This is a genomic window from Sphingobacterium thalpophilum (assembly GCF_901482695.1).
GTDB lineage: Bacteria > Bacteroidota > Bacteroidia > Sphingobacteriales > Sphingobacteriaceae > Sphingobacterium > Sphingobacterium thalpophilum.
Window position 1 is genome coordinate 2,717,771 of sequence record NZ_LR590484.1, and the last position, 24,766, is coordinate 2,742,536.

The window sequence follows — 24,766 nt, forward strand, 5'->3', positions numbered from 1 at the left end:
ATTCTGCCGAATAAAAAAGGTGATGCTGCAGCATCACCTTTTCATATACTAATCTTTGCGTATGAGATGGACTTCGGAGGTCTGTGGAAAATTTAACGGAACCCGTTCCACCGTTACAAAACTCGAGTCCAGGCCAAAGCCTTTTTCTTCTGAGAGACTCATTTTTTTGAGATAACCATAAATATCCATGATTACTTTTTCTATCCAGGTCAGCTGATTGGTCTTGGATAGCACCTTTTCCAGTACGACGAATTTAAAATCCCCCGGAATATTATGCTTGCGTAAAGTATTGTACTGACTGGTTATATCAATTTCGCCTTTTTTTACCATATCTTCTACTACTTTTCTAAAAAGGAGGCTGATACGCTGTTCTTCTCTGAAACCTAATTTAAAATCAATGCGTATCAGCTTTCCGGGGATCAGCTGATCAATGGAGTATTCTCTTGTATGCGGATGGTCCATCACATCAACGTGCACAAGCCAGTATACATCAGCACGCTTTGGTTTTTTGTTAATGATCGAATAGATAATTTTGGCTTCTATCTCAGACTTAAAGTTTGCACTGGTCAGGTATACCAAATGGGAGGCAAATGGAGGTACTGATTTGTCCTCACTTAATTCGGAGATAATGGGATAATATTTATTGATATTGATAAAATTGACGAATCGATTCTTGATTTTGCGTGCAGTATACCAGCAATACATGGTTCCGAAAAGAGCAATAGCAAGTAGCAAAGTCAGCCAGCCGCCGTGTGCAATCTTCACGCCGTTACCGACAAGGAAGGTGAGCTCGATGACAAAGTAGGCGAACAGGAATATGCCAATTAGTACGCGATTTACCTTTTTCATTGCTAAAAAATAGCCCATTAATATGGTTGTCATCAGCACTGTTAGGTTGATCGCCAGCCCATATGCCGCATCCATTTTGCTGGATTCCTCAAACACCCAAATGACAATCATACATCCTATCCAAAGGATCAAATTAATGGAAGGTACATATAATTGACCTTTATGTTCGCTTGGGTAACGGATAGCCACCTTCGGCCAAATGTTAAGCCGCACGGCTTCCGAAATCAAGGTATAGGATCCCGAAATCATGGCTTGGCTCGCGATGATGGCAGCTATGGTAGCGATGGCTATACCATATCCGATAAACCAGTCGGGCATAATCGAATAGAATGGATTGGCTCCGCCCAGTACACGGCCCTCTTGGGTCAGTAACCAGGCTCCCTGACCAAAATAATTTAAGATCAGCGTAATTTTAACATAGATCCAGCTGATGCGGATATTGGCTTTGCCACAGTGTCCCATATCCGAATACAAGGCCTCCGCCCCTGTGGTACAGAGGAATACTGCACCGATTAAAAGTAACGAGTGTGGATAAGTAATGAGAATATGAAACGCATAGTATGGATTGATAGCCTTCATGACTTCCGGTGCCAGATGGATATGGGATAAACCGAGAACGCCAATGATCGTAAACCAGATGGTCATCAGGGGGCCGAAAACTTTTCCGACCACGGAGGTACCAAATCGCTGGATAATAAAAAGTAAGGATATGATTGTGACCACAATAGGGACAGTGGGCAGCCCGGGAAACTTGATATCGAGACCTTCTATTGCAGACGAAATGGTGATGGCCGGCGTGATCATGCCATCGGCTAATAGTGTTGCTGCACCGATCATGGCTGGGAATATTAACCAGGGGGCCCGCTTGCGTACCAGAGAATAGAGGGAAAGAATCCCCCCTTCGCCTTTATTGTCAGCGCGCAAGGTGATCCAGACATATTTTACTGTTGTTTGTAAGGTCAGCGTCCAGAATACACAGGAGAGTCCGCCGAGGACAAGATCTTTGTGGATAGCACCTTGTCCCATGATTGCCTTGAAGACGTATAAGGGTGAAGTCCCAATATCTCCAAAGACGATTCCTAAGCTGATCAACAAGCCGGCAAAGCTAAGCTTGTTGATACTGTTGTGATGACTATTGTCTGTCATTATGTGTTATTTTGTTTCACAATATTGTGCAAAAATAAACTTTTTGCCTGTACTTTAATGTGGTACATTTTCTGCGCCAAATTTTAGCATTTCATTTGACATGCGCAATAGCTGTTAAAATTTGTTAAAAGAATCCATAGACCGCCGGTCTCACTGTAAAACTTTTAAACAAAATACTAACTTTGTTGTTGATAATTCAAATAGTTAGCGTTATATTTGATTAAACCGTAACCAGTATTTGAAGTCTAATTTAACACTATGGGGAGAAATCTACTTAAAGCAGCTTATTTAACACTTTTGACCGCACTGACATGGTGCAGTGGGGTGGTTCATGTGTATGCCAAATCTCCTTATGGCCCTACTTTTTCGAAGCAGATCTGGGTGGAAAGTGAGGCATTTGGTGACAATAACAGCAAGGATAATGAGAAGGTCATTAATAATGTGAAGGTATTCTATAATCCTATCGCCGAACAAATTAGTTTGTCTTTTAAATTAGCGAAGTCTTCTAGTGTTTCTATTAAAGTGATGGATGCATTGGGTAACGAAATATTGCAGTTGCTGAACGGGAATCTGGATGCGGGTGTTCAGAATTTATCTTTTGAACATGGTGGAAAACTGACAACTGGCTTTTATTTTGTTCGGGTCGTTGCCGGTTCAGAAACCGTGGTGAAACGATTTTCAGTACGTTAAAAAAGTAGATCATTATAATTTTGGATAAAAAAACGGGAATCTTTTGGTTCCCGTTTTTTTTATCTTATTCCTGTTCTTCATCTACCCATAGTCCGTCATCTTTAATGATTTTGATCAGCTCATCCAAGGCCTGTGCAGAGCTGACATTCTTTTTGACGACCTGCTGGCCACGATATAATGTGACTTTGTCCGGTCCTGCACCGACATAACCGTAATCTGCGTCTGCCATTTCGCCCGGGCCATTCACGATACAGCCCATGATCCCTATTTTCAGCCCTTTTAAATGGTTGGTCCTGCTTCGGATCATCTGTGTGGTCTCTTGGAGGTCAAACAGTGTACGGCCGCAGCTGGGGCAGGATATATATTCCGTTTTTGATATTCTGGAACGGGTCGCCTGCAGTATTCCGAAGGATAGTGAGGCGATATTCTCCAGCGCTGTGGCAGGTGAATCGATCCAAATCCCTGAACCCAGGCCGTCAATCAGTAGTGCCCCCATGTCGGTAGACGCATAGAGCTGTATCTTGGAGGTCGGCTCTTCGGGATTCATAAAATCACCGACAGGTCCCGAGAACTCTTCCTTGGGATAGGTCCTTTTGATAATGACAGGATTGTCGATCCCAATATCTTGTAGGTTTCTGAAAAATTGCCGTTGATCAGCCATTCCGTGAATATGGTCGGTTTCGACAATAAATACAACCGTATTATCCAGCTGCAAAGACTCAAATACAGCTGTTGCCAAATCCGCATTGCTGATCTTGACCATGTTGAGCACCCGGTCTTTTCGTGTTGCATGCACAAACTCATGCAACGTATAAAGGGGATGTATATTTGTTATATCCTTGAGTGTAGACCAGGTGGTAAAATTATAAACCTGCTTTAAATTTGCCGGCATGGTAAATGAGGGCAAATTGTCACCCAGATAAACGAAGTCTACTGACTGTTCGCCCATGTGATATTTATCCAGAAGCATATCGTAGCGATAGCCTACTTTAGCGAGAATTTGGGCATCTTTTAGATTTTCATTGGAAATGTCGATAACGATGCGTGGTACCAGTGAGCCTCCGATAAAGGTATTCACCTCCTGGCTCAGATAAGGCTGTGCAGAACTATCCGGTGAGAACTGAATAATTTCCGGCTGCCGCTGCCCGGCCAGCTGCTTTTTGCGTTTACTATATCTATTGACTAATGCAATAGCTACCGGAGCCTCGCGCTCGGGTTCTTCGGTCAAAGACACCCGTACGGTATCGCCCAGACCATCCTCCAATAAGGTTCCGATACCGACAGCCGATTTTATACGACCATCCTCACCATCACCCGCTTCGGTCACGCCCAGGTGTAGTGGATAATTCATGTTCTCAGAAACCATCTTTTCAACTAGTAGGCGGTAGGCCTTAACCATGACCTGAGGATTGGACGATTTCATCGAAATACAGAGGTTATAGAAACTGAGGTCTTCACACATCCGTATGAATTCCATGGCAGATTCCACCATCCCTTCAGGGGTGTCACCATAATGACTCATGATCCGGTCAGATAGCGAACCGTGGTTGGTCCCGATACGCATTGCAGTGCCATTTTCTTTACAGATCTTGACTAAAGGTGCAAATTTGGTATAGATACGTTCTAGTTCGAGTTTATAGGCCTCTTCTGTATAAGAGAGTTGATCAAACCTCTTTTTATCGGCATAGTTGCCTGGGTTGACACGTACTTTTTCGACGATACGTGCCGCTACCTCAGCTGCATTCGGGGTAAAATGGATATCGGCAACCAACGGCACCTTATACCCCCGCTTGCGGAGCTCATTTTTGATGTTGGCTAAATTTTGTGCTTCTTTGATGCTTGGCGCAGTGATACGAACATATTCACAGCCGGCTTCAACCATCCGGATGGTCTGCTCTACAGATCCCAGGGTGTCCATCGTGTCCACTGTAGTCATACTTTGGATACGGATAGGGTTGTCTCCGCCCATAGGGACATCACCAATCTGGATCTCCCTGGTCTTCCATCTTGAATAATCTACCTTGGAATTGCAGTAGATTCCCGGTAAAGTCAACATATTACTTGTGTTCATATATAACACAAAGTTAGGCTTTCTTGACTAAATATCCTTCGGCAATTAATATCTTCTGATTTTTATCGATGTTATGCCGCCATTGATGTCAAAATCAAATTTATGTGTGGCCGTATCGTAATTGGTGGTTTTGACAAAGCCGTCACTTTTTAAGAAGTCACCTTCATAATCCGTTGAGGAGAGCGCATTGTCGCTGGTGATGCGGCATGCAGCGTCCTTAGGGATGGCAATTTCGACGGATGATGCTCCGGTATCCATGGAGACTTTGGTGGTCGCCATGGGCTGTCCCAGTTTAAGTTTTAGGCTAGTGGCTCCGGCGTCGATGTCTATCGCCTCTATTTTGTATGGGGAAAGATCCAGTTTGGCATCGATCGCGCCAATATCAAAATTCAGGTTCCAAATGATATTGGAATTGAGCGCAATGTATGTATTGTTGTTTTTGCCGTTAAAATCCTTGTCTCTGAATTTGCCTTTTAAAGTAATATTCATTTTATCAGGAGAGTCTCCTTGTGTTGTCATACCCAAAAGGTATTCCTTGGAGGTGTTGTACGCCGTAAAAAGTGCAGTTGTCGTGCTGCTGTCGTTCTTCAGGGCAGTCGCTCCGAGATCAATGTTCAATTTTGCACGTTGAATTTTGGTGTCTAGTGGTACCTCGAGTTTTTGTGTCGTATAGTTCGTTTTGTCGTTGGGGTCGTCCACATTGATATTGACACCTTTATTTTTTAACAAGTGCGTCAACAGGGGCTCCTTGGGAGTGGAAAGACCGACGAAAGTCAGGAAGCCCAGAATGACTACTGTAGCACCAATGGCAATAAACTGACCTATCTGCTGATCTTTGGGGACGAGCATACGGATACCGGCAAGCACAATAAACAGTGGCCAATACTTAAAAATGCCCACCCAGTTGAATGAAATACTGTTGAGCTGGGACAATAATAAGATCACTCCTATAAAAAGAATCGTGATTCCGGTTGTTATACGTTGTGTATTCATGACTAATTCCGTTTGTTATATAGCCCAAAAGTACGCTGCCTATGCGGATACTGTACCAAAGATTAGGCTATTATACATAAAAATTCGGTAAATGTCGCTAATTGATCGGTAAGTAAATTTGTTTTTCTCCGACTTTTTGGCTTTTTGCTTGTTTATATATTTGCTGGAATTAATTACCTTTAATAAATACATTGGATACGGATAATACGATTATGGGTATTACCGCGAATTAACTGGTTACTATGATTTTTCATCACATTGGCGCATATCTGATATTACTGAAATCGGTGTTTAAAAAGCCGGAGAAAGGGCGTATCTACTGGAAAGAGACTGTACTGGCCATGACCGACATCGGTATTGGTTCTTTAGGACTTATCGTGATCATCTCGACCTTTATCGGAGCTGTAATGACTATGCAGATTGCTTTTCAGATGGTGTCGGACCTTATTCCGAACTCCATCATTGGATCTATCAATAGAGATTCCAACATTTTAGAACTGGGGCCGACGATTTCGGGACTGGTTTTGATGGGAAAGATCGGCTCATCGATTTCCTCGCAGATCGGCTCCATGCGGGTTACCGAGCAGATAGATGCTTTGGAGATCATGGGGATCAACGCGCCGGGCTATCTGATATTGCCCAAAATATTGGCTGGTGTAACAATGATACCCATGCTGGTTATTATAGCGATTGTGTGTGCTCTGGTCGGCGGACTGGTCGGTGGGTCCCTTTCGGGGGCGGTAACGCCTGCAGATTATATCTTGGGTATCCAAGATAGTTTTAACGGCTTTACAGTAACGGTAGCATTGGTTAAGGCTGTCGTTTTTGGATTTATCATTACGTCTGTGTCGGCTTATAAGGGATATAAAGTGAAGGGGGGAGCGCTGGAGGTGGGGCAGGCCAGCACCGAGGCTGTTGTGGTGGGCTGTATTACTATTTTGGCAGCAGATTATGTGATTACAGCATTAATGCTTTAAAAAGAGTATATGATTCAAATAGAAGATATTTATAAGTCATTTGGCGATAATCACGTTCTGAAGGGAATCAGTGCAAATTTTGAACCCGGAAAGGTGAGCCTGATTATCGGCGGATCCGGATCCGGCAAAAGCACTTTGCTAAAGTGCATCGTTGGCTTACATCATCCGGAAAAAGGCAGGGTCCTTTTCGATGGTCAGGATTTTACTCGCATGAATTTTGAAGAGCGTGTCCCCATCCGTAAGGAAATTGGTATGCTTTTCCAAAATTCAGCGCTTTTTGATTCGATGACTGTCGAACAGAATATCATGTTTTCTCTGGACATGTTTACAGATATGTCCAAATCGGAAAAATTGGACCGGGCGAATCATTGTCTGGAACAAGTGAACCTGGAAGGACGTAATAAGCTGTACCCGGCAGAGCTTTCAGGAGGAATGAAAAAGCGTGTCGGTATTGCCCGCGCCATCAGCATGAACCCCAAATATCTTTTTTGTGATGAGCCCAACTCAGGATTAGACCCCGAGACGTCTATCGTCATTGACGAGCTGATACTAAAAATTACCCAGGAACTTAATTGTACGACGGTCGTAGTGACGCATGACATGAATTCGGTAATGGGTATTGGGGAGTATATTTTGTTCTTATATAAAGGGCAAAAGTTCTGGGAAGGATCCAATAAGGATATGATGCGGTCTGATGTAGAGGAGCTGAATAATTTTGTTTTTGCGAGTCCTTTAATGAAGAGCGCAAAAGCTTCTTTAGGTGAATAAGGCGAAGGATGGTGTTCCCGATAGCCGCTGTCAGACCTATTTAAAAGTAGGGACTGCGGTGAAATTTCAATATCAAGGAAATTTAGCTTAGTTTTGTCGGAAAAATTTGATTTTGGCAACAACAGATATACAACTATTGACGCCACAGCATTGGAAGGACTATGAACTTATTGACTGTGGTGATTTTGAAAAATTGGAACGTTTTGGCGACCTTATTTTGATTCGGCCAGAACCTCAGGCGGTATGGCCGAAGGCGCTGGGTGATGCGGAATGGAACAAAAGGTACCATATTAAATTCAGGGGACGATCGGCGACTTCGGGTGACTGGCTAAAGAAAAATCCGAAAATCCAGGACCGCTGGCATATCCAATATAAAAATAATGATGTGGCGATCAAATTTAGACTGGGACTTACATCATTCAAACATGTAGGCATTTTTCCGGAACAGGCTGTCAACTGGGACTATATTTCAGAGTCTGTACGCTCGTTTAAAACGGAAAATCCCAAAGTACTTAATCTATTTGCTTATACGGGGGGGGCATCGCTGATTGCAAAGGCTGCGGGAGCAGATACAACTCATGTGGATTCGATCAAACAGGTAGTGACCTGGGCCAATGAAAATATGGAGATTTCCAATCTGGATAATATCCGCTGGGTAGTGGAAGATGCGTTGAAATTTGTGAAACGTGAGCTAAAACGTGGCAACCGGTACAATGGAATTATTCTAGACCCACCGGCATACGGACATGGACCGAAGGGGGAGAAGTGGAAGCTGGAAGATCATATTATGGAAATGATGACCGAAGTTGTTCAATTACTGGACCCAAAGGAGCATTTCCTGATTTTAAATACCTATTCTCTGGGCTTTTCGTCGGTAATTGTTGAAAATTTAATCAAAACGGCTTTCCCTGCGGTTGAAAACCTGGAAATTGGTGAGCTATTTTTGCAGGCTACGGCCGGACCAAAATTACCGTTGGGTGTTTTCGGTAAGTTCCGCAAGCTGGCGAAATAATTTGTGGACCAACATATAGAAAATAGACGAGCGGGGCCTTGGATAAGTGTCCCGCTCGTCTATTTATAGAGTTTTCTGATCATTTTTTATTCAAAGACGATCGTCTTATAGTCGTTGAGCATGACGCGATCTTCGCTCAGTAGACGAATAGCCCTGCTCAATACTGCTTTTTCAATTTCTTTTCCTGCAGTCACCATATCTTTCACAGTATAGGTGTGATTGACATGTCGGACGTCCTGGACGATAATGGGCCCTTCATCGAGCTGGTCAGTTACAAAGTGGGCTGTTGCACCGATAATTTTAACCCCGCGGGCGTGCGCCTGTTTGTAAGGATTAGCGCCGATAAAAGCCGGCAAAAAGGAATGATGGATGTTGACCAGCTTGTTTTCGAAAGCCGCGACAAAATTGGGGGAGAGAATACGCATGAACTTAGCCAGAATGATATAATCGAAACTGTACTGATTGATCTGGTCGATAAGTTTTGTTTCAAATTCGTCTCTGGACAGATTCTCATGAGAGATGTGGTGGAATGGGATTTCAAATTTTTCTGTAAAGGAACGTAAGCTGTCGTAATTGCCGATGACGGCCTGTACTTCGGCACCCCAGGTTTCGAAATGCTGTCTAACCAGGATATCCGCAAGGCAATGATGTTCTTTGGTGACAAGGACAACAATTTTTTTGCGGTTACTTGGGTTGATCTGAATCTGTGCCGAGGGGGGGAGTACTTCCGCCAAAGAGTGGGCAAGCTGGGACTGTTCTGCGAATAAACCATTGCATACTACGCGAACAAAAAATTTGTTGGCTTCTTCATCCACATATTCACGCATGGTGACGATGTTGAGCTGATATTTGGCCAGCGTATTTGATATATTCGCAACCAATCCAACGGCATCTTGACATTGGATCAGAATTAAGGTTTGGTTGTGCATGAAATAGGTTGTCAGTTGATAAAAAGCGGGTTTAAATTAACCCGCTTTTTTTGTGAGTTCTTCTTCGAGGTCAACTTCCACGCGGAGATTTTCAACAATGTGTTTTTGTCGATCCGGTGTATTTTTGCCCATATAATACTCTAATAATTGTTGAATCTTATTGTCTTTTGACAGGATGACCGGATCTAGACGTATGTCTTTTCCGATAAACAGGCCAAATTCGGACGGAGAAATCTCACCAAGCCCTTTAAAGCGCGTGATTTCGGGCTTGCCGCCGAGTTTGCTGATGGCCCGCTGCCTTTCCTCGTCGGAATAACAGTAGATGGTTTCCTTTTTGTTGCGCACCCTGAATAAGGGGGTCTGTAGGATAGACACATGCCCAGCTTTTACGAGATCCGGGAAAAACTGCAGAAAGAAAGTTAGCAGCAAAAGCCGGATATGCATGCCATCAACGTCCGCATCGGTAGCGATTACGATATTATTGTAGCGCAAACCATCCAGGCCATCTTCGATATTAAGTGCGTGTTGTAGCAGGTTGAATTCCTCATTCTCATACACAATTTTTTTGGACATGCCGTAGGAGTTTAGCGGTTTTCCTTTCAAACTGAAAACTGCCTGGGTCTGTACATCCCGCGATTTGGTAATCGATCCGGAGGCCGAATCTCCTTCCGTGATAAACAGTGTGGTTTCTTGATTACGTTCGTTTTTGTCGCTAAAGTGAATTTTACAATCACGCAGCTTACGGTTATGTAAGGATGCTTTTTTTGCCCGCTCATTTGCCAGTTTCTTGATGCCGGCGATATCTTTGCGTTCACGTTCCGACTGCAGAATACGTTTCTGAAGGGCATCTGCTGTAGCAGGGTTTTTGTGCAGATAGTCATCCAGCGCTTTTTTGACAAAGTCGTTGATGAAGCCACGTACTGTTGGACCTTCAGGACCTACGCTTTGAGAACCCAGCTTCGTTTTCGTCTGTGATTCGAAAACCGGTTCCTGCACTTTGATGGCAATTGCTCCAATAATAGAAGACCGTATATCTGAGGCATCAAATTCTTTTCTATAGAATTCGCGAACCGTCTTTACGATGGCTTCACGAAAGGCAGCCTGATGCGTACCGCCCTGTGTGGTGTGCTGCCCGTTGACAAAAGAATAATATTCTTCACCATATTGCTGGCCGTGGGTCATAGCGATCTCGATGTCATCACCCCGCAGGTGAATAATTGGATAGCGCATGGACTCGGCATCGATATTGCGCTCCAGCAGATCTTTCAGACCATGTTCGGAAACGAACTTTTTGTTATTAAAATTGATGGTTAGACCTGCATTCAGAAAAACATAATTCCAGATCATGTTTTCAACAAATTCAAGTCTGTATTTGTAATTTCTGAAAATCGTGTCGTCAGGGTAGAATGTTACGGCAGTGCCATTGCGCTGTGTCGTGTCCTTTTGCTCATCACTAATCAGTTCGCCTTTGGAGAATTGCGCAATGCGGGTGATATTTTGACGATAAGACTGTACGGTAAACTGGCTGGATAGCGCGTTAACCGCTTTGGTACCGACACCATTCAAGCCAACAGACTTCTGAAACGCCTTACTATCATATTTACCCCCGGTATTGATCTTAGAAACAACATCGACCACAGATCCAATTGGAATACCCCGGCCATAATCCCGTACCGAAACCTTATTTTCGTTTACCGTAATGTCGATGGTCTTTCCGGCGCCCATCACAAATTCGTCAATCGAGTTGTCGACGACTTCTTTCAATAAAACATAGATGCCATCGTCATAGGCCGAACCGTCCCCCAACTTTCCAATGTACATTCCCGGACGAAGGCGGATATGCTCTTTCCAATCCAGGGACCTAATGCTGTCTTCGTTGTATGTACTCATAAATTTATGTTGAACTTAGCTAACAAAAGTATAAAAAATAAACCATGATCGGTAGCAGCAAAGACTAAATTTTTTAGATATCGGCTGTTTTTCATCAAATTTGAAAAATCGTCCATTACTGGGAAATTTTTACAATTAATGTAAGTAATCATAAAGAAAAAATCATGGCATATGACAGCTGCAGGAATGGCAAGGACTAGTATGGACCGGAAATTGAGTGGCAGGTTGAGGATATGGGCTAAGCTACGCTTTGGACTAAGCCTGTCGGATAACGAAGAGCAGCGATGTGGAAGGAAAGTTGAGCTCAAAGAAGGACAGAGCCAAGAATGTGAAAGAGGGCGGGAAGGGAGCAGTACGCAAAAACGGAGGATGTCCGGTTATTCCGGACACCCTTTTGTCGGCGGCAATAGAAATTTTTATCGGCCAAAATCGTCCTGAACGCGTACAATATCGTCTTCATCGGAAGGGTTGTCAGCATCGGTATGCTGCCATATCTCGGCCAAAATACCGAATCCGTCCAATCCGATCAGGCGGTGACGCTGTCCTTGGCGCAGACGGATAGTTTCGCCTTCACGTAAGGTTGAAACAACCGATTCCTCATCGGTATCCGACACCATAACGCCCACATTTCCCTGGATAACGCGCCAGATTTCAGCACGGCGGTGATGATATTGCCAGGAAAGTCTCTTCTCTGGCGCAACGATCAGAATTTTTGGACTTAATTTTCCGGAAATTTTTAATTCCTGCACATCCAGCCCTCCGAAATATTCGTTCGCAAACTCCTGCGCCTGTGATTCGTCAATGACAAAAAAGCCACCCCAAGGACGGGTAGCATCCGACTTCTCGATGTTGAATCCTTTGGATGTCAACATTTCCTGCACTTTTTCAAATAATGCGGTTTTATCTATAGCCATGTTATAAAACTTCTAAAAATTTATGATCATTTATTCAGCAGCTAAATATAGAAAAAAATCATTAATATTTTTTAGTTAACCGTTTTAGCTATATTAAAATCATCAAAATTAATGTATTTTGCCGTCACTCTTCAAATAAAAGGCAGCCTGCGATTTCGAAATGAAATCCTTAGTTTTGTGATCATCTAATTTCAAAATATGTCAAATTTTCAAGTTGATCGGGAGAATACCGCATTTATGCAGGCTGTTGCATTTGTCAACCAGACCAATCAGAACCTATTTATCACGGGGAAGGCAGGTACCGGAAAAACGACTTTCTTGAAATATATCCGTGAACACAGCTATAAGAAAATGGCAATCACGGCACCCACGGGAGTAGCGGCAATGAATGCGGGGGGAACCACGCTACATTCTTTGTTTTGGCTTCCCTTTGGCACTTTTGTCGAAGATTATGAACTGCGCTGGGATGAGCAGGATAGTCATATTTATAATAAGTCCCGTTTATTCAGCACCATTAAGCTTACAAAGCAACGTCGTGCCATTCTGCAGGAACTCGAACTGCTGGTAATTGATGAGGTCTCCATGGTGCGGGCAGACACATTGGACGCCATCAATGTGATATTGCAGTCGGTACGGCGGGATATGCGGCCTTTTGGTGGTCTTCAGGTGTTGTTTATAGGTGATTTATATCAGTTGCCGCCGGTAGTGAAAGACACGGAATGGACTATACTGCGTGATCATTATTCTTCGGTCTTCTTTTTCAATGCAAAGGTGCTGCGCGATAATCCGCTGGTCATGCTCGAACTTAATAAGATTTACCGGCAACAGGATGAGGGGTTTATTTCGATTTTGAATGCTATCCGTAACAATCAATGTACAAGTGATATGCTGACGACCTTAAACAGCTATTATCAACAAGATTTTGTTCCGAAGGACGACGAACAGTATATTACCTTAACTTCCCACAACCGGATTGCCGATGAGATCAACAGCGCGAAGCTGGCATCGTTGCCGGGCAGGATGCTCAATTTGAAGGCGGTGGTGAAGGACGACTTTGCCCAGGGGGCTTACCCGGCGGAGGAGACCCTTTCACTGAAATTGGGGGCACAGGTGATGTTTATCCGAAACGATTCGGGTGATGAGCGAAAGTATTATAATGGCAAAATAGGTACAGTGAAGGACATTGATACCGTTCATGGTACTGTCACAGTGGCTTTTCCGGATGGCTCGGATCCGGTAACAGTGAAACGGGAAACCTGGGAAAATATCCGCTACAATTATGACAAAGGACAGGATCAGATCAAGGAAGAGGTGTTGGGTACGTTCTCGCAATTTCCGTTACGTCTGGCCTGGGCGATCACTATTCATAAGAGCCAGGGACTGACATTTGACAAAGCCATAATCGATGCGGGGACATCGTTTGCGGCTGGGCAGGTTTATGTGGCTTTAAGCCGGCTGACGAGTTTAGAGGGGCTGGTGCTTAAATCCATCATTCCTCCTTATGCTATCCGGACAGACTATCAGGTGGTCGAATTTGCACAGCGGGCACAGTCTCAAACCAATATCCAGGAGATCCTGGAGCAATGTCAGCGAAGCTATCTGGGGCAGATCTTGATGAATGGTTTCCGTTGGGATGGGCTGTTGACCGAAACTTCTGAATTGCTAAAGTCGCTGGACGATCGGAATATTGATGGGAAGGAAAAAGCCGTAGAGGTCTTTCAGCAACTGGTGGGTCAGCTGCAGACACAGGAAAAGGTGGCACACAAGTTTATTGTGCTGTTATATGATCTACTTCGGGATAAAGACGCGATTGATTACGACCTGATCTGCGAACGGTCGACAGCCGCCGTCAACTGGTTTTTGCCGCGGATGGATACTGATCTGATCAAAGCGCTGACCGAGCATATCGAAGAGTATCAGATCAGAAAACGAACCAAGAAATACATTGACGAACTAAAGGCGCTGTTACTGGATTATAAGCGCAAACGTGAGCAGTTGCAGCACTGTCTGATCATTGCCGAAACGTTGTCTAAACGGGAAGACTTTCAGACGGCCATGCTTGACGTTGCCGAACGTGTCAAAACAAAAGAAAAACAGGAGCTAGCGGTGCAGGGTGCAGATGAAGAAGGAAGCAAAAAGCTCGATACAAAGGATATCTCTTTAGAAATGTTTAAAGACGGTATGAGTATTCCGGAAATTGCAAGCAAACGGGGTATGGTTGCGGGCACAATCTATGGGCATCTGATCAATTTTGTTGGCACGGAAGTGGAAGCTACCGAGCTGATCAGCCAGGACAAGCTGGACCGCATCGTAGAAGTTATCCGGACTCATCCCGACAAGTCATCATCTGAACTTAAAATGCTTCTGGGAGCAGATGTAGATTATCCAGATATTAAAATTGGACAAAAAGTTTTAGGGTTGTAAGGTATAACGAATTATGATGTATATTTGTCAACCTTTATTATAAGCTAATTGAAAGAGGAAAAAACCAATAAGAAGATTAACAAGTGGATCGTGTTTACCTCCATGCCGATACAGATGGGGATTACCATTTATTTATTTTACTGGGTCGGCAGTTGGTTGGACGAAAAATATGCGATTGCAGGTGAATGGGGTATGAAGGGCCTGACGCTTTTAGGCGTGATTGTATCTTTGTACCAGTTCATCAAGCAAGCAAATCAAATTAATAAGAATGAATAGTTATCTGAAAAGCGTGCTACTGCTGCTGATCGTTTTTGTGGCTAGTTTCATGGCGCATTATTTAGTGTTGTCGGGTATGCAGCTGGGCCTGTATTGGTCACAAACTTCCTACAGCCTACTGGGAATGTATGGCTTTGGTTTGTGCTCCTCGTTGCTCGTTGCAGTGTTGGTGTTTTTTGCCAGCTGGTCCATGCCCGAAAAGTTGGGCGTTCTTTTTTTGGGTCTGGTATTATTAAAGGCAGTTGCAGCTTTTATCTATATCAAAGATGGGCTAAATACCTTTGAGAATGACTTTATCGAATATAACTTTTTGGTCGTATTTTTTATCTCGTTGTTTGTCGATGTATACATCGCTTTTAATGCTTTAAATCAAGCAGATAAAAAGGTCTAAACTATTTTTGGAAAAAGTTTGAACAAATGCTGAGAATGCCAAATAAAATTGTATTTTTGCGCAAAATTTTTTATTATTCAATAGTAATCTGAAATGGTGAATCTTAAGAGAGCACTTTTATTATTTGCAGTAATTTTTCTTGCTGTCAATCCTTTTACCTTAAAAGCAGCTGAAGAAGCGCACGGGGATGCGCCTAAAACCCAAGCTGAGGAGATCAAAGAGTATAGTCAACATCACTTGCAAGATGATCATTATTTTTCTTTGTTCACCGATAAAAAAGCAGGAAAACATTATGGTTTTCCATTGCCAGTAATTCTTATTGATAATGGATTGGTTGTTTTCTCTTCGGGTGAATTTCATCATGGTGAGTCTGTTGTTGAGAAAAATGGTCAATACTATGCGCTATATCATGGCAAAATCTATAAGACAGATGCTGCTGGCACGATTAACTACGATGAACAGCATCATCCAACAAATGCAAAACCTTTAGACTTCTCTATTACAAAGAACGTAGTAGGTTTATTATTGGCGGCTTTCTTGTTGTTCTGGGGCTTTACAAGTTTGGCGAAGACCTATAAAAAAGGTGTCAACAACTTGCCAAAAGGTGTAGGTCGCGTGTTAGAACCCTTAGTTTTATATGTTCGTGACGAAATGGCCGTGCCAAATATCGGGCATCGTTACAAAGAGTTTATGCCGTACTTACTGTCTGTATTTTTCCTGATTTTTGTGTTAAACCTATTGGGATTGACGCCGCTAGGATTTAACGTTACCGGAAATATCACAGTAACCTTATGTCTGGCTTTATTCACTTTTGTTATCACCAATATTAAAGCAAATAAAGATTACTGGAAGCACATCTTTTGGATGCCGGGGGTACCTGTGCCGTTTAAATTTATTTTGGCACCTATCGAGGTCTTGGGGATGTTTACAAAACCTTTCTCGTTGATGTTGCGTTTATTTGCGAATATCACAGCAGGTCACTCTGTAGTAATGGGCTTGATAGCAATCGTCTATTTATTCCAACAACAATTGACGGTTCCCGGTAGTATCGGTGTGTCTATGTTGTTGACTTTGGTGTTGTTCTTCCTGGAGTTACTGGTTGCGTTTTTACAAGCCTTTATCTTCACGATGTTGTCATCCCTATTTATCGGTATGGCTGTTGAAGAGCACGCACATCACTAATTGAATTTTTTTGTTAAATTTTATAAAATAATTATTATGTACAACTTAATTGGAGCAGGTTTAATCGTAATCGGTGCAGGTTTAGGTTTAGGTAAAATCGGTGGTTCAGCTATGGAAGCTATCGCTCGCCAACCAGAAGCAGCATCTAAAATTCAAACTGCGATGATCATCATTGGTGCCTTAGTTGAAGGTTTAGCATTCGGTGCTTTAATCTTAGGTAAATAATCCAAGCTGATTAAAAGTTTACTAGATACAGTTTGCAACGGTTGGTTGCAGACTGTATTTAAACAAAAAAATACAGACAAAAGAAAATTATAATTTACAATTGTATATAAATGGAAGCATTAATTAATCAGTTCTCGTACGGTTTGTTCTTTTGGCAACTAATCATTTTATTGGTTGTGATCTTTTTGTTAGGCAAGTTTGCCTGGAAACCTATCGTAAATGCTTTGGATGAGCGTGAGCAAGGAATTGCTAATGCTTTGGAAGCTGCGGAGAAAGCTAAATTGGAGATGGCTCGTTTGACCAATGAAAACGAACAATTACTGAAAGAAGCTCGTGCAGAACGTGATGTTATCCTTAAAGAAGCAAAAGAGCTAAAAGAGAAAATCGTTGCTGAAGCTAAAACTCAGGCGCAAGCTGAGGGTGCAAGGATGATTGCGCAGGCAAAAGCAGAAATCGATGAACAAAAGAATAAGGCTTTGGCTGAAGTGAAATCACAAGTTTCGTCTTTGTCTTTGGATATCGCTCGCAAAGTGTTAACAAAAGAATTTGAGGACCAAGGTAAGCAGGAAGCTTTAGTAGCAGATTTGCTTAATGATGTTAAATTGAACTAATCCGGTCACTTAAATTACGAAAGAGAATATGTCAGTATTTAAAGTTGCATCGAGATACGCAAAATCTTTACTTGATTTGGCTAGCGAGCAAGGCTCACTGGAGACTATCAAAACGGATATGGAGTCGTTTATCGCTGTGTTGAAATCCAGTTCAGAATTGCAGGCTATTTTAGCCAATCCTATTGTGCCATTGGACAAGAAGAAAAGTGTATTGGATGCTTTATTTAAAGATAAGATCAATCCGACTATCTTAGCCTTTTTTAAGATCATGATCAACAAAGGTCGTGGTGTCATCGTTTATGCTACCGCTCAGGAATTTATCCGTGAGTACAATGAGGTAAAAGGTATTGTAAAAGCGACAGTAACGTCCGCGGCACCGCTTTCGGAAGCTAATTTAACAGCGATGAAAGACGTACTTGCAAAAGAGACCAACGCACAGGTGATTTTGACCAATAAGGTTGATAGCCGTCTGATTGGCGGATTTGTGGTCAATATTGGCGACCGCCAAATTGATGCAAGTATTGCTGGTAAATTGAATAAGTTAGAAAGATATTTGAATCAGGGAAATTAATAAGCTCTGATCCTGCAAAGTAAAATAAATCAAAAAACCCCTTATAATAATTAAAATGATAGAGGTAAGACCAGATGAAGTATCGGCAATTTTAAGAGAACAATTGTCGGGCTTTAAATCAGAAGCCGAACTAGAGGAAGTGGGTACCGTACTTGCTGTGGGTGACGGTATTGCTCGTATTTACGGCTTAACTAAAGTTCAGTCCGGTGAGTTGGTTGAATTTGATAACGGATTACAAGGTATTGTATTAAACTTAGAAGAAGACAACGTCGGTGTCGTTCTTTTGGGTCCTTCGGATGAAATCAAAGAAGGTGATACGATTAAACGTACCAACCGTATTGCATCCATCAAAGTTGGAGAAGGATTGTTGGGACGTGTGGTGAATACATTGGGTCAGCCAATCGATGGCAAAGGGCCTATTCAAGGTGAATTGTATGAAATGCCGATCGAGCGTAAAGCTCCTGGTGTTATCTACCGTCAGCCTGTAACAGAGCCATTGCAAACAGGTATCAAAGCGATTGATGCGATGATTCCGGTAGGCCGTGGTCAGCGTGAGTTGGTTATCGGTGACCGTCAGACAGGTAAGACTGCGGTTTGTATCGATACGATCTTAAACCAGAAAGAATTCTACGATGCAGGTCAGCCTGTATTTTGTATCTATGTTGCTGTTGGTCAGAAGAACTCTACAGTGGCAAATATCGTGCGTACATTAGAGGAGCGTGGTGCTATGGCCTATACCGTTGTGGTTGCTGCTTCTGCTGCTGATCCTGCTCCGCTTCAGTTTTACGCGCCAATGGCGGGTGCTGCTATCGGCGAGTTTTTCCGCGATACAGGCCGTCCAGCATTGATCGTTTATGACGATTTGTCTAAACAAGCTGTGGCTTACCGTGAGGTATCTTTGTTGTTGCGTCGTCCACCGGGTCGTGAGGCATATCCTGGTGACGTGTTTTATTTGCATAGTCGTTTGTTGGAACGTGCTGCGAAAATCAACTCATCAGATGATATCGCACGTAACATGAACGATCTTCCGGAGTCTATCAAACATTTGGTGAAAGGTGGTGGTTCATTGACAGCCCTTCCGATTATTGAGACGCAGGCAGGTGACGTTTCGGCATACATTCCAACCAACGTAATTTCCATCACAGATGGTCAGATTTTCTTGGAGTCCAACTTATTCAATGCCGGTATCCGTCCTGCGATCAACGTGGGTATCTCCGTATCCCGTGTGGGTGGTAATGCTCAGATCAAATCGATGAAGAAAGTATCGGGTACCTTAAAACTGGATCAGGCGCAGTACCGTGAACTGGAAGCTTTTGCAAAATTCGGTTCAGACCTTGATGCGGCTACAAAAGCTGTATTGGACAAAGGAGTCCGTAACGTGGAGATCCTAAAACAAGGACAATATTCTCCTGTGTCAGTAGAGAAGCAAGTAGCGATCATCTATGCCGGAACAAAAGGTTTGTTGCGTAATGTTCCTGTCAACAAGGTAAGAGAATTTGAAGAAGAATTCTTAACACAATTGGAGCAACGTCATCCAGAAGTTTTGGCCGCTTTCAAAGCTGGTAAATTTACAGATGAGTTGACTGCAGTATTAGAAACAGTAGCTAAAGATTTAGCATCAAAATATTAATCAGATGTGAGATGATAGATTTGAGATTTGAGATGTCTTTGAAAGATTTCTTAAATCTCCTATCTCAGATCTCCTATCTCCAATCTTAGATATGGCAAATTTAAAAGAAGTAAGAAACCGGATCACCTCCGTAACATCAACACAGCAGATCACGAAAGCTATGAAAATGGTTTCGGCTGCTAAATTGAAGCGCGCTACTAACGCTATCTTACAATTGCGACCATATGCGAATAAACTAAGAGATATTTTGGCAGACGTTTCTGCAAGTGTGGAAGGAAACAATTCTCCGTTCACCATAGACCGTGAGCCAAATAAGGTGTTGATCGTTGTTGTTTCTTCTAACAGAGGGCTGGCTGGAGCATTCAATGCGAATGTAATCAAAGCAACCAATAACTTGATTTTTAATAAATATGCTGAGCAACATGCAAAAGGTAATTTAAGTATCATTGGTATTGGAAAAAAGGGTTACGACTTTTATGCAAAGCGTAACTTCAATATGATCGCCAACCACTCGGATTTGTTTTCGGATTTGAATTTTGGATCTGTTTCGATGGTGACAGAATTTATCATGGAACAATTCAAGGAAGGTAATTTTGACCGTGTTGAAGTGGTGTATAACCAATTCAAAAATGCAGCTGTTCAGGAGCTGACAACGGAGCAGATTTTACCGTTATTACCTGCAGAAGATAAAACGCAACATACGCATAAAGCAAAAATAGAAGCTGAAGTGGATTATATCATCGAACCTTCCAAAGAGAAGATCATCGAAGAACTAATTCCCAAAGCCATCAAGATTCAATTATATAAAGCTGTGTTGGATTCCAATGCTTCCGAGCATGGTGCACGTATGACAGCGATGGATAAAGCAACAGAAAATGCGGGTGACCTGTTGAGATCACTCAAATTATCTTACAACCAGGCGCGTCAGGCAGCGATCACAACCGAGCTGACCGAAATCGTATCTGGCGCTGCAGCTTTGTCAAACGGATAATTCCATTATTCGACATGATACAAAAGGCGATATGCAAAACATATCGCCTTTTTTTTATAAATCAATTTTTGTATCATTGGAGAAGCATAACCAATGAGGCAGAAAAAATCATCTTTAGCATACCGTATACTTCTCTGTATTTTAATTCTATTCGGGAAGTCAGCTGTTTTCGCCCAGACCAATATGTATCCGTTTCGGACCTTGACCTCCGATCAGGGGCTGATCCACAACCACATCAATTGCGCGCTGAGAGATCAATACAATTATCTCTGGTTTGGCACGGAATCGGGCCTGAGCCGATTTGATGGTATGCAGTTTACCAATTTCCGCTATTCTGGTAATAAGGAGCAGGGACTCAGCAGTAACGTTATATCCGGTTTATTCGAAGGTCCCGAAGGAGATGTATGGATACGTACCAGCAATAAAATGAATATTTTTGACCAGCGGACAGGGACTATCATTCAGCGGGTGGACTCCGTGTTGGCCGGTAGAGGATTGCCAGCCAAGGATGTATACACTATACGTCCTCTTGGTAGTGGGAAATTTGCCTTATTGTATGCTGACCGTTCGCTAGTCGTATATGATGCGGCGAAGGGAAACTTTCGTAGCATATCTCCATGGTATCAGCAGAGCCGGATCTCTGACGTTATCCGCGGACGTGAGCAGTCTATCTGGATTATTTATGAAGACGGTTTGCTCAGTCGGACAGACTTGCGGTCCCTTCAGAGCCACAAAGTTGCCCAGCTAGCCTTGGCACATAAGCAGGTTAATCTGAATATATTTGAAGATAGGGATGGAGATCTATGGGTATATGCCAAAGACAAACCAGTGGGGGCCTACTGGCTGCATCCACAGACTGGTAGGGTTAGACATCTACAGTCCGAATTGTCCAATCCGTTTGTGGGGAATATTGTGGAAGATACCCAAGGCTTAATCTGGCTGGGCACCGACCACGGTGGGATCAATGCATTTAATAAGCAAAATGGAAAAATCGAAATCATTCGTAATGATCGATATGATCTCAGAAGCTTGCCTTACAACAGCATAACGGCATTGTACAGGGACCAGTCGGGGATTATATGGGTAGGCACATATAAAGGCGGTATTAGCTATTATCACCCCAACCTACTGTTGTTCCCGTTGATTAAAAACTACCCGGGGTTACCGAGATCACTGCCCTTTGACGATGTCAATAAGTTTGTGGAAGACCGGAAGGGGAATCTGTGGATCGGAACAAATGGTGGGGGACTTCTTTATTATGATATTTCCAAAAAAACGTTTACCCAATATATGCATCACCCTGGACAGGCCAATAGCTTGAGCAGCAACGTGATCGTTTCTTTGCACCTAGATCGCGATGGTCTCCTTTGGATAGGCACCTATAGAGGTGGTTTGTGCAGTTTTGACGGTAAAAACTTCCGGACGTTCGTCCGTGGCGCGGGAGCGGGGCAATTAAATGATGACAGCGTCTGGGAAGTTTATGAAGATAGCTCCGGCAGATTTTGGGTTGGCACACTCGGCGGCGGACTATATTTGTTTGACCGGAAGACGGAGGTATTTTCCAAGGCGATCAACCAGCGGCGAGATACCCTAACGAGCAATTATATCTCCGTATTGTTTGAAGATTCCAAAAAACAGCTATGGATAGGCACAGCTACTGGGATGGCACGTTTAGGTTCTGATGGCCAAATCAAGTATTTCAATACCAATAGTTCACCAAGGTTGTCGAATAACCTGATCTATGATATCAAGGAGGATCGGCGCGGGCGGATCTGGGCTGCTACCCAGGATGGTCTACACGTCATCGAGGACGGGCACATCAGTTACCTTACACAGAAGGACGGACTGAGCGATGATGCCCTATTGGCACTTTTGGTGGACAATAAGGGCAACCTCTGGGCATCGAGCAATAAGGGGCTTTCGGAAATTGTGGCTTCAGGAGACCCGGGCAAGTTCATTGTCCGGAATTTTAAGCAGGAGCTGGGATTGCAGGGTAATGTTTTTAATGAAAATGCTGCATTAAAGCTACGCGATGGGCGGCTCGTTTTTGGTGGTCCTAAAGGATTCAACTTTATTGATCCCGAGGCCATTGTCAGTGAACAGGGGATGCCTACGCCGGTTTTATCTAACATCTACCTATTCAATAAACGGGTGGCCGTCGGCGAAGCTTTTGCTGGGCGGGTGATCTACGATCAGTCATTGCACAACCTGAAAGAACTTAAGCTGCCTTATAACCTGAACGCGCTCTCCCTGGAACTATCAACATTTGACTATCTGCAGCAAAACAGCGGCCTTTACCAGTATCAGCTTATCGGGCTGAGTGACGAGTGGTTTGATTTTGAGCCGGGGACTCTACGTGCCAACTTTACCAATCTGGATGCAAAGGCTTACCGTTTCTATATCCGGCATGCACTGGACACACACCATTGGTCTGAAAAAGTGCTATTATTGACGATTGATATACAGCCCCCATTCTGGCGGTCCACTTGGGCTTTTGCACTTTACGCCGGTGTATTGTTCAGCCTTTTATGGATATTCTATTATCTGACCAAATTACGGGCCAGAACACGCAATCAGCTGTACCTCGCGAAGGAGCAGGCACTGCAGGCTAAGGAGCTCGATGCATTGAAAACACGCTTCTTTACGAATGTCAGCCATGAATTTAGGACGCCGATCAGTTTGATCCTAACGCCTACGCAGCAGTTGCTGAGTCAAGAAGAGGATGAGCATAAAAAAGCCGATCTGAGCCTGATCAAAAAAAATGCCGATCGTCTTCTCAAGCTCGTTAACCAACTGCTGGATTTCAGAAAGCTGGAACGCAGTCAACTGGAATTACGCGCCGAGTATGGAGATATCATGGGATTCATCCATGAACAGGTACAGGCCTTTTCAGCATTAGCGGAAACCAGTCAGGTCAGGCTGGACCTGGATCTCGTCCCAAGCTCTTTTTCGGCCTGGTTTGACAAAAACAAGCTGGAGAGTATTGTTTTTAATTTAGTTTCCAATGCGATCAAGTTTAGCCCAACAATGGGAACTGTATGTGTTCAGGCCGGCATTGGCGGTACTAATCTTGGAAAAAGCGTCTATATCGAAGTGAAAAATCAGGGCGTACCAATTCCCGATAGACTTCAGCAGCGTATTTTTGAACGATATTTTCAGCTGGAAGTTCCCAATGGTAAATTGAATCAGGGCACAGGCATTGGGCTGTCTATCGTCAAAGAATATGTGGAGTTTTTGAACGGGAAAATTGAGGTTTCGAGTGATTCGGACTGGACGCGATTTTATGTGGAGCTGCCCATACAGGCAGCTGAACCTGAGGTGGAACAGAAACCAAATCTACCGGCTGGGAACCCTCGTATTTTGTTGGTGGAAGATGATGCCGATTTCCTTCACTATATGGAAAGATGTTTGCGTCCGAACTATGTCATCATTCGTTCGCAAACGGTCGGCCTAGCGAAAGAGCACCTCAGTCGACAGCCGATCGATTTAATCATCGCAGACCTGAATCTCCCCGGAGAAAGTGGGCTGGACTTGTGCCGTTATGTAAGAGGCCAGGGCAAACTGGACCATATTCCTGTTTTGATCGTAACTGCCGTGGTCAACCAGCGGACTGAGGTAGAGGCGCTACGGGCTGGGGCGACTGATTATATTCACAAACCCTTCCATATTGAACTATTACAATCAAAGCTTGCACAGATCCTTGGTCAGCAGCAAAACCTCGTCAGGCGTTATCAGAAACAGATCAAAGTAGACCTCGTACAACCTGAGATCGAGTCTGCGGACGAACAGTTCATCCGGGCATTGATTACGGAAATCGAAAAAGATCTGAGCGATTCTGCGCTGTCCGTAGAATTGCTGGCGAAGAGGATGAATATTACCCGTGTCGGACTGTACAAAAAAGTGCTTGCCATTACCGGTTATTCTCCTACCGAATATGTGCGGCATATCCGTTTGAAACGCGCTATGCATCTAGTTCAGAATTCGAAGTTATCCATTGCCGAAATTGCTTACGCCGTGGGATTTGGCAATCCTAAACAGTTCAGTAAATACTTTAAATCTGCTTTCGGTAATTTACCGTCTTATTATCGCAAATAGTTTGTATACAGTGATTTAATTCTATTGTTTTCGCCGGTAGCGATGAAGAAGTTAACAAATCAGCCCCTAATTGTTAACAAATCATAACCTATAAACAACCGGTTGCACACTACCTTTGAATTATCCTTTGG

At 43.4% G+C, this 24,766-nt stretch carries 21 protein-coding genes; 15 read left to right on the forward strand and 6 right to left on the reverse strand.

Features of this window, described 5'->3' with window-relative positions; genetic code table 11:
- Positions 1-48: 48 nt before the first annotated feature.
- Complete coding sequence (locus tag FGL37_RS11260; protein ID WP_171019305.1) at positions 49-1,995, reverse strand: KUP/HAK/KT family potassium transporter; 1,947 nt, start codon at positions 1,993-1,995, stop codon at positions 49-51.
- A 258-nt stretch (positions 1,996-2,253) separates the two neighbouring features.
- On the opposite strand from FGL37_RS11260, the gene FGL37_RS11265 reads away from it, so the two are divergent.
- Positions 2,254-2,685, forward strand: coding sequence for a T9SS type A sorting domain-containing protein (locus FGL37_RS11265; protein WP_051607031.1), 432 nt, complete (start codon positions 2,254-2,256; stop codon positions 2,683-2,685).
- A 64-nt stretch (positions 2,686-2,749) separates the two neighbouring features.
- Here FGL37_RS11265 and ispG read toward each other — a convergent pair whose 3' ends face one another.
- Positions 2,750-4,756, reverse strand: coding sequence for a (E)-4-hydroxy-3-methylbut-2-enyl-diphosphate synthase (ispG, locus tag FGL37_RS11270; protein WP_171019306.1), 2,007 nt, complete (start codon positions 4,754-4,756; stop codon positions 2,750-2,752).
- A 45-nt stretch (positions 4,757-4,801) separates the two neighbouring features.
- Positions 4,802-5,749: a toast rack family protein gene (locus FGL37_RS11275; RefSeq protein ID WP_028070630.1), complete on the reverse strand. Its 948-nt coding sequence runs from the start codon at positions 5,747-5,749 to the stop codon at positions 4,802-4,804.
- A gap of 242 nt (positions 5,750-5,991) precedes the next feature.
- Between FGL37_RS11275 and FGL37_RS11280 the strand changes: the two genes are divergently transcribed.
- The 3 genes from FGL37_RS11280 (at position 5,992) to FGL37_RS11290 (ending at position 8,506) form a co-directional block, all read left to right on the forward strand.
- Positions 5,992-6,726 (forward strand): MlaE family ABC transporter permease, encoded by a 735-nt coding sequence (locus FGL37_RS11280; protein ID WP_028070629.1) that lies wholly within the window; start codon positions 5,992-5,994, stop codon positions 6,724-6,726.
- Positions 6,727-6,735: 9 nt separating this feature from the next.
- Positions 6,736-7,494: an ABC transporter ATP-binding protein gene (locus tag FGL37_RS11285; protein WP_028070628.1), complete on the forward strand. Its 759-nt coding sequence runs from the start codon at positions 6,736-6,738 to the stop codon at positions 7,492-7,494.
- A gap of 106 nt (positions 7,495-7,600) precedes the next feature.
- Complete coding sequence (locus tag FGL37_RS11290; RefSeq protein WP_028070627.1) at positions 7,601-8,506, forward strand: class I SAM-dependent methyltransferase; 906 nt, start codon at positions 7,601-7,603, stop codon at positions 8,504-8,506.
- 86 nt (positions 8,507-8,592) lie between these two features.
- Here the strand turns inward: FGL37_RS11290 and purU are convergent, their stop codons facing one another.
- Both purU and FGL37_RS11300 read right to left on the reverse strand, forming a co-directional pair.
- Positions 8,593-9,435: a formyltetrahydrofolate deformylase gene (gene purU / locus FGL37_RS11295; RefSeq protein ID WP_028070626.1), complete on the reverse strand. Its 843-nt coding sequence runs from the start codon at positions 9,433-9,435 to the stop codon at positions 8,593-8,595.
- Between the two features lie 36 nt (positions 9,436-9,471).
- The gene (locus FGL37_RS11300; RefSeq protein ID WP_028070625.1) at positions 9,472-11,325 is read right to left on the reverse strand and encodes a DNA topoisomerase IV subunit B; all 1,854 of its coding nucleotides are present in this window, start codon (positions 11,323-11,325) and stop codon (positions 9,472-9,474) included.
- A 186-nt stretch (positions 11,326-11,511) separates the two neighbouring features.
- On the opposite strand from FGL37_RS11300, the gene FGL37_RS11305 reads away from it, so the two are divergent.
- Positions 11,512-11,763, forward strand: coding sequence for a hypothetical protein (locus tag FGL37_RS11305; protein ID WP_150113826.1), 252 nt, complete (start codon positions 11,512-11,514; stop codon positions 11,761-11,763).
- Here the strand turns inward: FGL37_RS11305 and FGL37_RS11310 are convergent.
- Positions 11,742-12,239 carry a cupin domain-containing protein gene (locus FGL37_RS11310; RefSeq protein ID WP_028070624.1) on the reverse strand — a complete coding sequence of 166 codons (498 nt, stop codon included), beginning with the start codon at positions 12,237-12,239 and terminating at the stop codon, positions 11,742-11,744. The two genes, FGL37_RS11305 and FGL37_RS11310, sit on opposite strands and share 22 nt — an antisense overlap.
- Positions 12,240-12,437: 198 nt before the next feature.
- On the opposite strand from FGL37_RS11310, the gene FGL37_RS26020 reads away from it, so the two are divergent.
- The 10 genes from FGL37_RS26020 to FGL37_RS11360 all read left to right on the forward strand — a co-directional run bounded on the left by FGL37_RS26020 (position 12,438) and on the right by FGL37_RS11360 (position 24,635).
- Positions 12,438-14,663 carry a helix-turn-helix domain-containing protein gene (locus FGL37_RS26020; protein ID WP_028070623.1) on the forward strand — a complete coding sequence of 742 codons (2,226 nt, stop codon included), beginning with the start codon at positions 12,438-12,440 and terminating at the stop codon, positions 14,661-14,663.
- Positions 14,664-14,711: 48 nt separating this feature from the next.
- Positions 14,712-14,939 carry an AtpZ/AtpI family protein gene (locus FGL37_RS11320; protein ID WP_028070622.1) on the forward strand — a complete coding sequence of 76 codons (228 nt, stop codon included), beginning with the start codon at positions 14,712-14,714 and terminating at the stop codon, positions 14,937-14,939.
- Positions 14,932-15,330 (forward strand): hypothetical protein, encoded by a 399-nt coding sequence (locus FGL37_RS11325; RefSeq protein ID WP_028070621.1) that lies wholly within the window; start codon positions 14,932-14,934, stop codon positions 15,328-15,330. Before FGL37_RS11320 ends, FGL37_RS11325 begins: the two co-directional genes overlap by 8 nt.
- Positions 15,331-15,423: 93 nt before the next feature.
- Positions 15,424-16,512, forward strand: a complete 1,089-nt coding sequence (gene atpB / locus FGL37_RS11330) for a F0F1 ATP synthase subunit A (protein WP_028070620.1) — start codon at positions 15,424-15,426, stop codon at positions 16,510-16,512.
- 36 nt (positions 16,513-16,548) lie between these two features.
- Positions 16,549-16,737, forward strand: coding sequence for an ATP synthase F0 subunit C (atpE, locus tag FGL37_RS11335; protein ID WP_028070619.1), 189 nt, complete (start codon positions 16,549-16,551; stop codon positions 16,735-16,737).
- A 110-nt stretch (positions 16,738-16,847) separates the two neighbouring features.
- Positions 16,848-17,348 (forward strand): F0F1 ATP synthase subunit B, encoded by a 501-nt coding sequence (locus FGL37_RS11340; protein ID WP_028070618.1) that lies wholly within the window; start codon positions 16,848-16,850, stop codon positions 17,346-17,348.
- Between the two features lie 28 nt (positions 17,349-17,376).
- Entirely contained in the window at positions 17,377-17,919 is a 543-nt protein-coding gene (locus tag FGL37_RS11345; protein ID WP_028070617.1) for a F0F1 ATP synthase subunit delta, read from the forward strand.
- Positions 17,920-17,974: 55 nt separating this feature from the next.
- Positions 17,975-19,549 carry a F0F1 ATP synthase subunit alpha gene (gene atpA / locus FGL37_RS11350; RefSeq protein ID WP_028070616.1) on the forward strand — a complete coding sequence of 525 codons (1,575 nt, stop codon included), beginning with the start codon at positions 17,975-17,977 and terminating at the stop codon, positions 19,547-19,549.
- A gap of 91 nt (positions 19,550-19,640) precedes the next feature.
- A complete protein-coding gene (gene atpG / locus FGL37_RS11355) occupies positions 19,641-20,540 on the forward strand; it encodes an ATP synthase F1 subunit gamma (protein WP_028070615.1) in 900 nt (299 codons plus the stop codon).
- Between the two features lie 93 nt (positions 20,541-20,633).
- Positions 20,634-24,635, forward strand: a complete 4,002-nt coding sequence (locus tag FGL37_RS11360; protein WP_028070614.1) for a hybrid sensor histidine kinase/response regulator transcription factor — start codon at positions 20,634-20,636, stop codon at positions 24,633-24,635.
- Positions 24,636-24,766: the final 131 nt, after the last annotated feature.

Coding starts and splice junctions, on each gene's coding strand:
- FGL37_RS11260 (WP_171019305.1), bottom strand. CDS start 1,995: ATGACAGACAATAGTCATCACAACAGTATCAACAAGCTTAGCTTTGCC.
- FGL37_RS11265 (WP_051607031.1), top strand. CDS start 2,254: ATGGGGAGAAATCTACTTAAAGCAGCTTATTTAACACTTTTGACCGCA.
- ispG (WP_171019306.1), bottom strand. CDS start 4,756: ATGAACACAAGTAATATGTTGACTTTACCGGGAATCTACTGCAATTCC.
- FGL37_RS11275 (WP_028070630.1), bottom strand. CDS start 5,749: ATGAATACACAACGTATAACAACCGGAATCACGATTCTTTTTATAGGA.
- FGL37_RS11280 (WP_028070629.1), top strand. CDS start 5,992: ATGATTTTTCATCACATTGGCGCATATCTGATATTACTGAAATCGGTG.
- FGL37_RS11285 (WP_028070628.1), top strand. CDS start 6,736: ATGATTCAAATAGAAGATATTTATAAGTCATTTGGCGATAATCACGTT.
- purU (WP_028070626.1), bottom strand. CDS start 9,435: ATGCACAACCAAACCTTAATTCTGATCCAATGTCAAGATGCCGTTGGA.
- FGL37_RS11300 (WP_028070625.1), bottom strand. CDS start 11,325: ATGAGTACATACAACGAAGACAGCATTAGGTCCCTGGATTGGAAAGAG.
- FGL37_RS11305 (WP_150113826.1), top strand. CDS start 11,512: ATGGCAAGGACTAGTATGGACCGGAAATTGAGTGGCAGGTTGAGGATA.
- FGL37_RS11310 (WP_028070624.1), bottom strand. CDS start 12,239: ATGGCTATAGATAAAACCGCATTATTTGAAAAAGTGCAGGAAATGTTG.
- FGL37_RS26020 (WP_028070623.1), top strand. CDS start 12,438: ATGTCAAATTTTCAAGTTGATCGGGAGAATACCGCATTTATGCAGGCT.
- FGL37_RS11325 (WP_028070621.1), top strand. CDS start 14,932: ATGAATAGTTATCTGAAAAGCGTGCTACTGCTGCTGATCGTTTTTGTG.
- atpB (WP_028070620.1), top strand. CDS start 15,424: ATGGTGAATCTTAAGAGAGCACTTTTATTATTTGCAGTAATTTTTCTT.
- atpE (WP_028070619.1), top strand. CDS start 16,549: ATGTACAACTTAATTGGAGCAGGTTTAATCGTAATCGGTGCAGGTTTA.
- FGL37_RS11340 (WP_028070618.1), top strand. CDS start 16,848: ATGGAAGCATTAATTAATCAGTTCTCGTACGGTTTGTTCTTTTGGCAA.
- FGL37_RS11345 (WP_028070617.1), top strand. CDS start 17,377: ATGTCAGTATTTAAAGTTGCATCGAGATACGCAAAATCTTTACTTGAT.
- atpA (WP_028070616.1), top strand. CDS start 17,975: ATGATAGAGGTAAGACCAGATGAAGTATCGGCAATTTTAAGAGAACAA.
- atpG (WP_028070615.1), top strand. CDS start 19,641: ATGGCAAATTTAAAAGAAGTAAGAAACCGGATCACCTCCGTAACATCA.
- FGL37_RS11360 (WP_028070614.1), top strand. CDS start 20,634: ATGAGGCAGAAAAAATCATCTTTAGCATACCGTATACTTCTCTGTATT.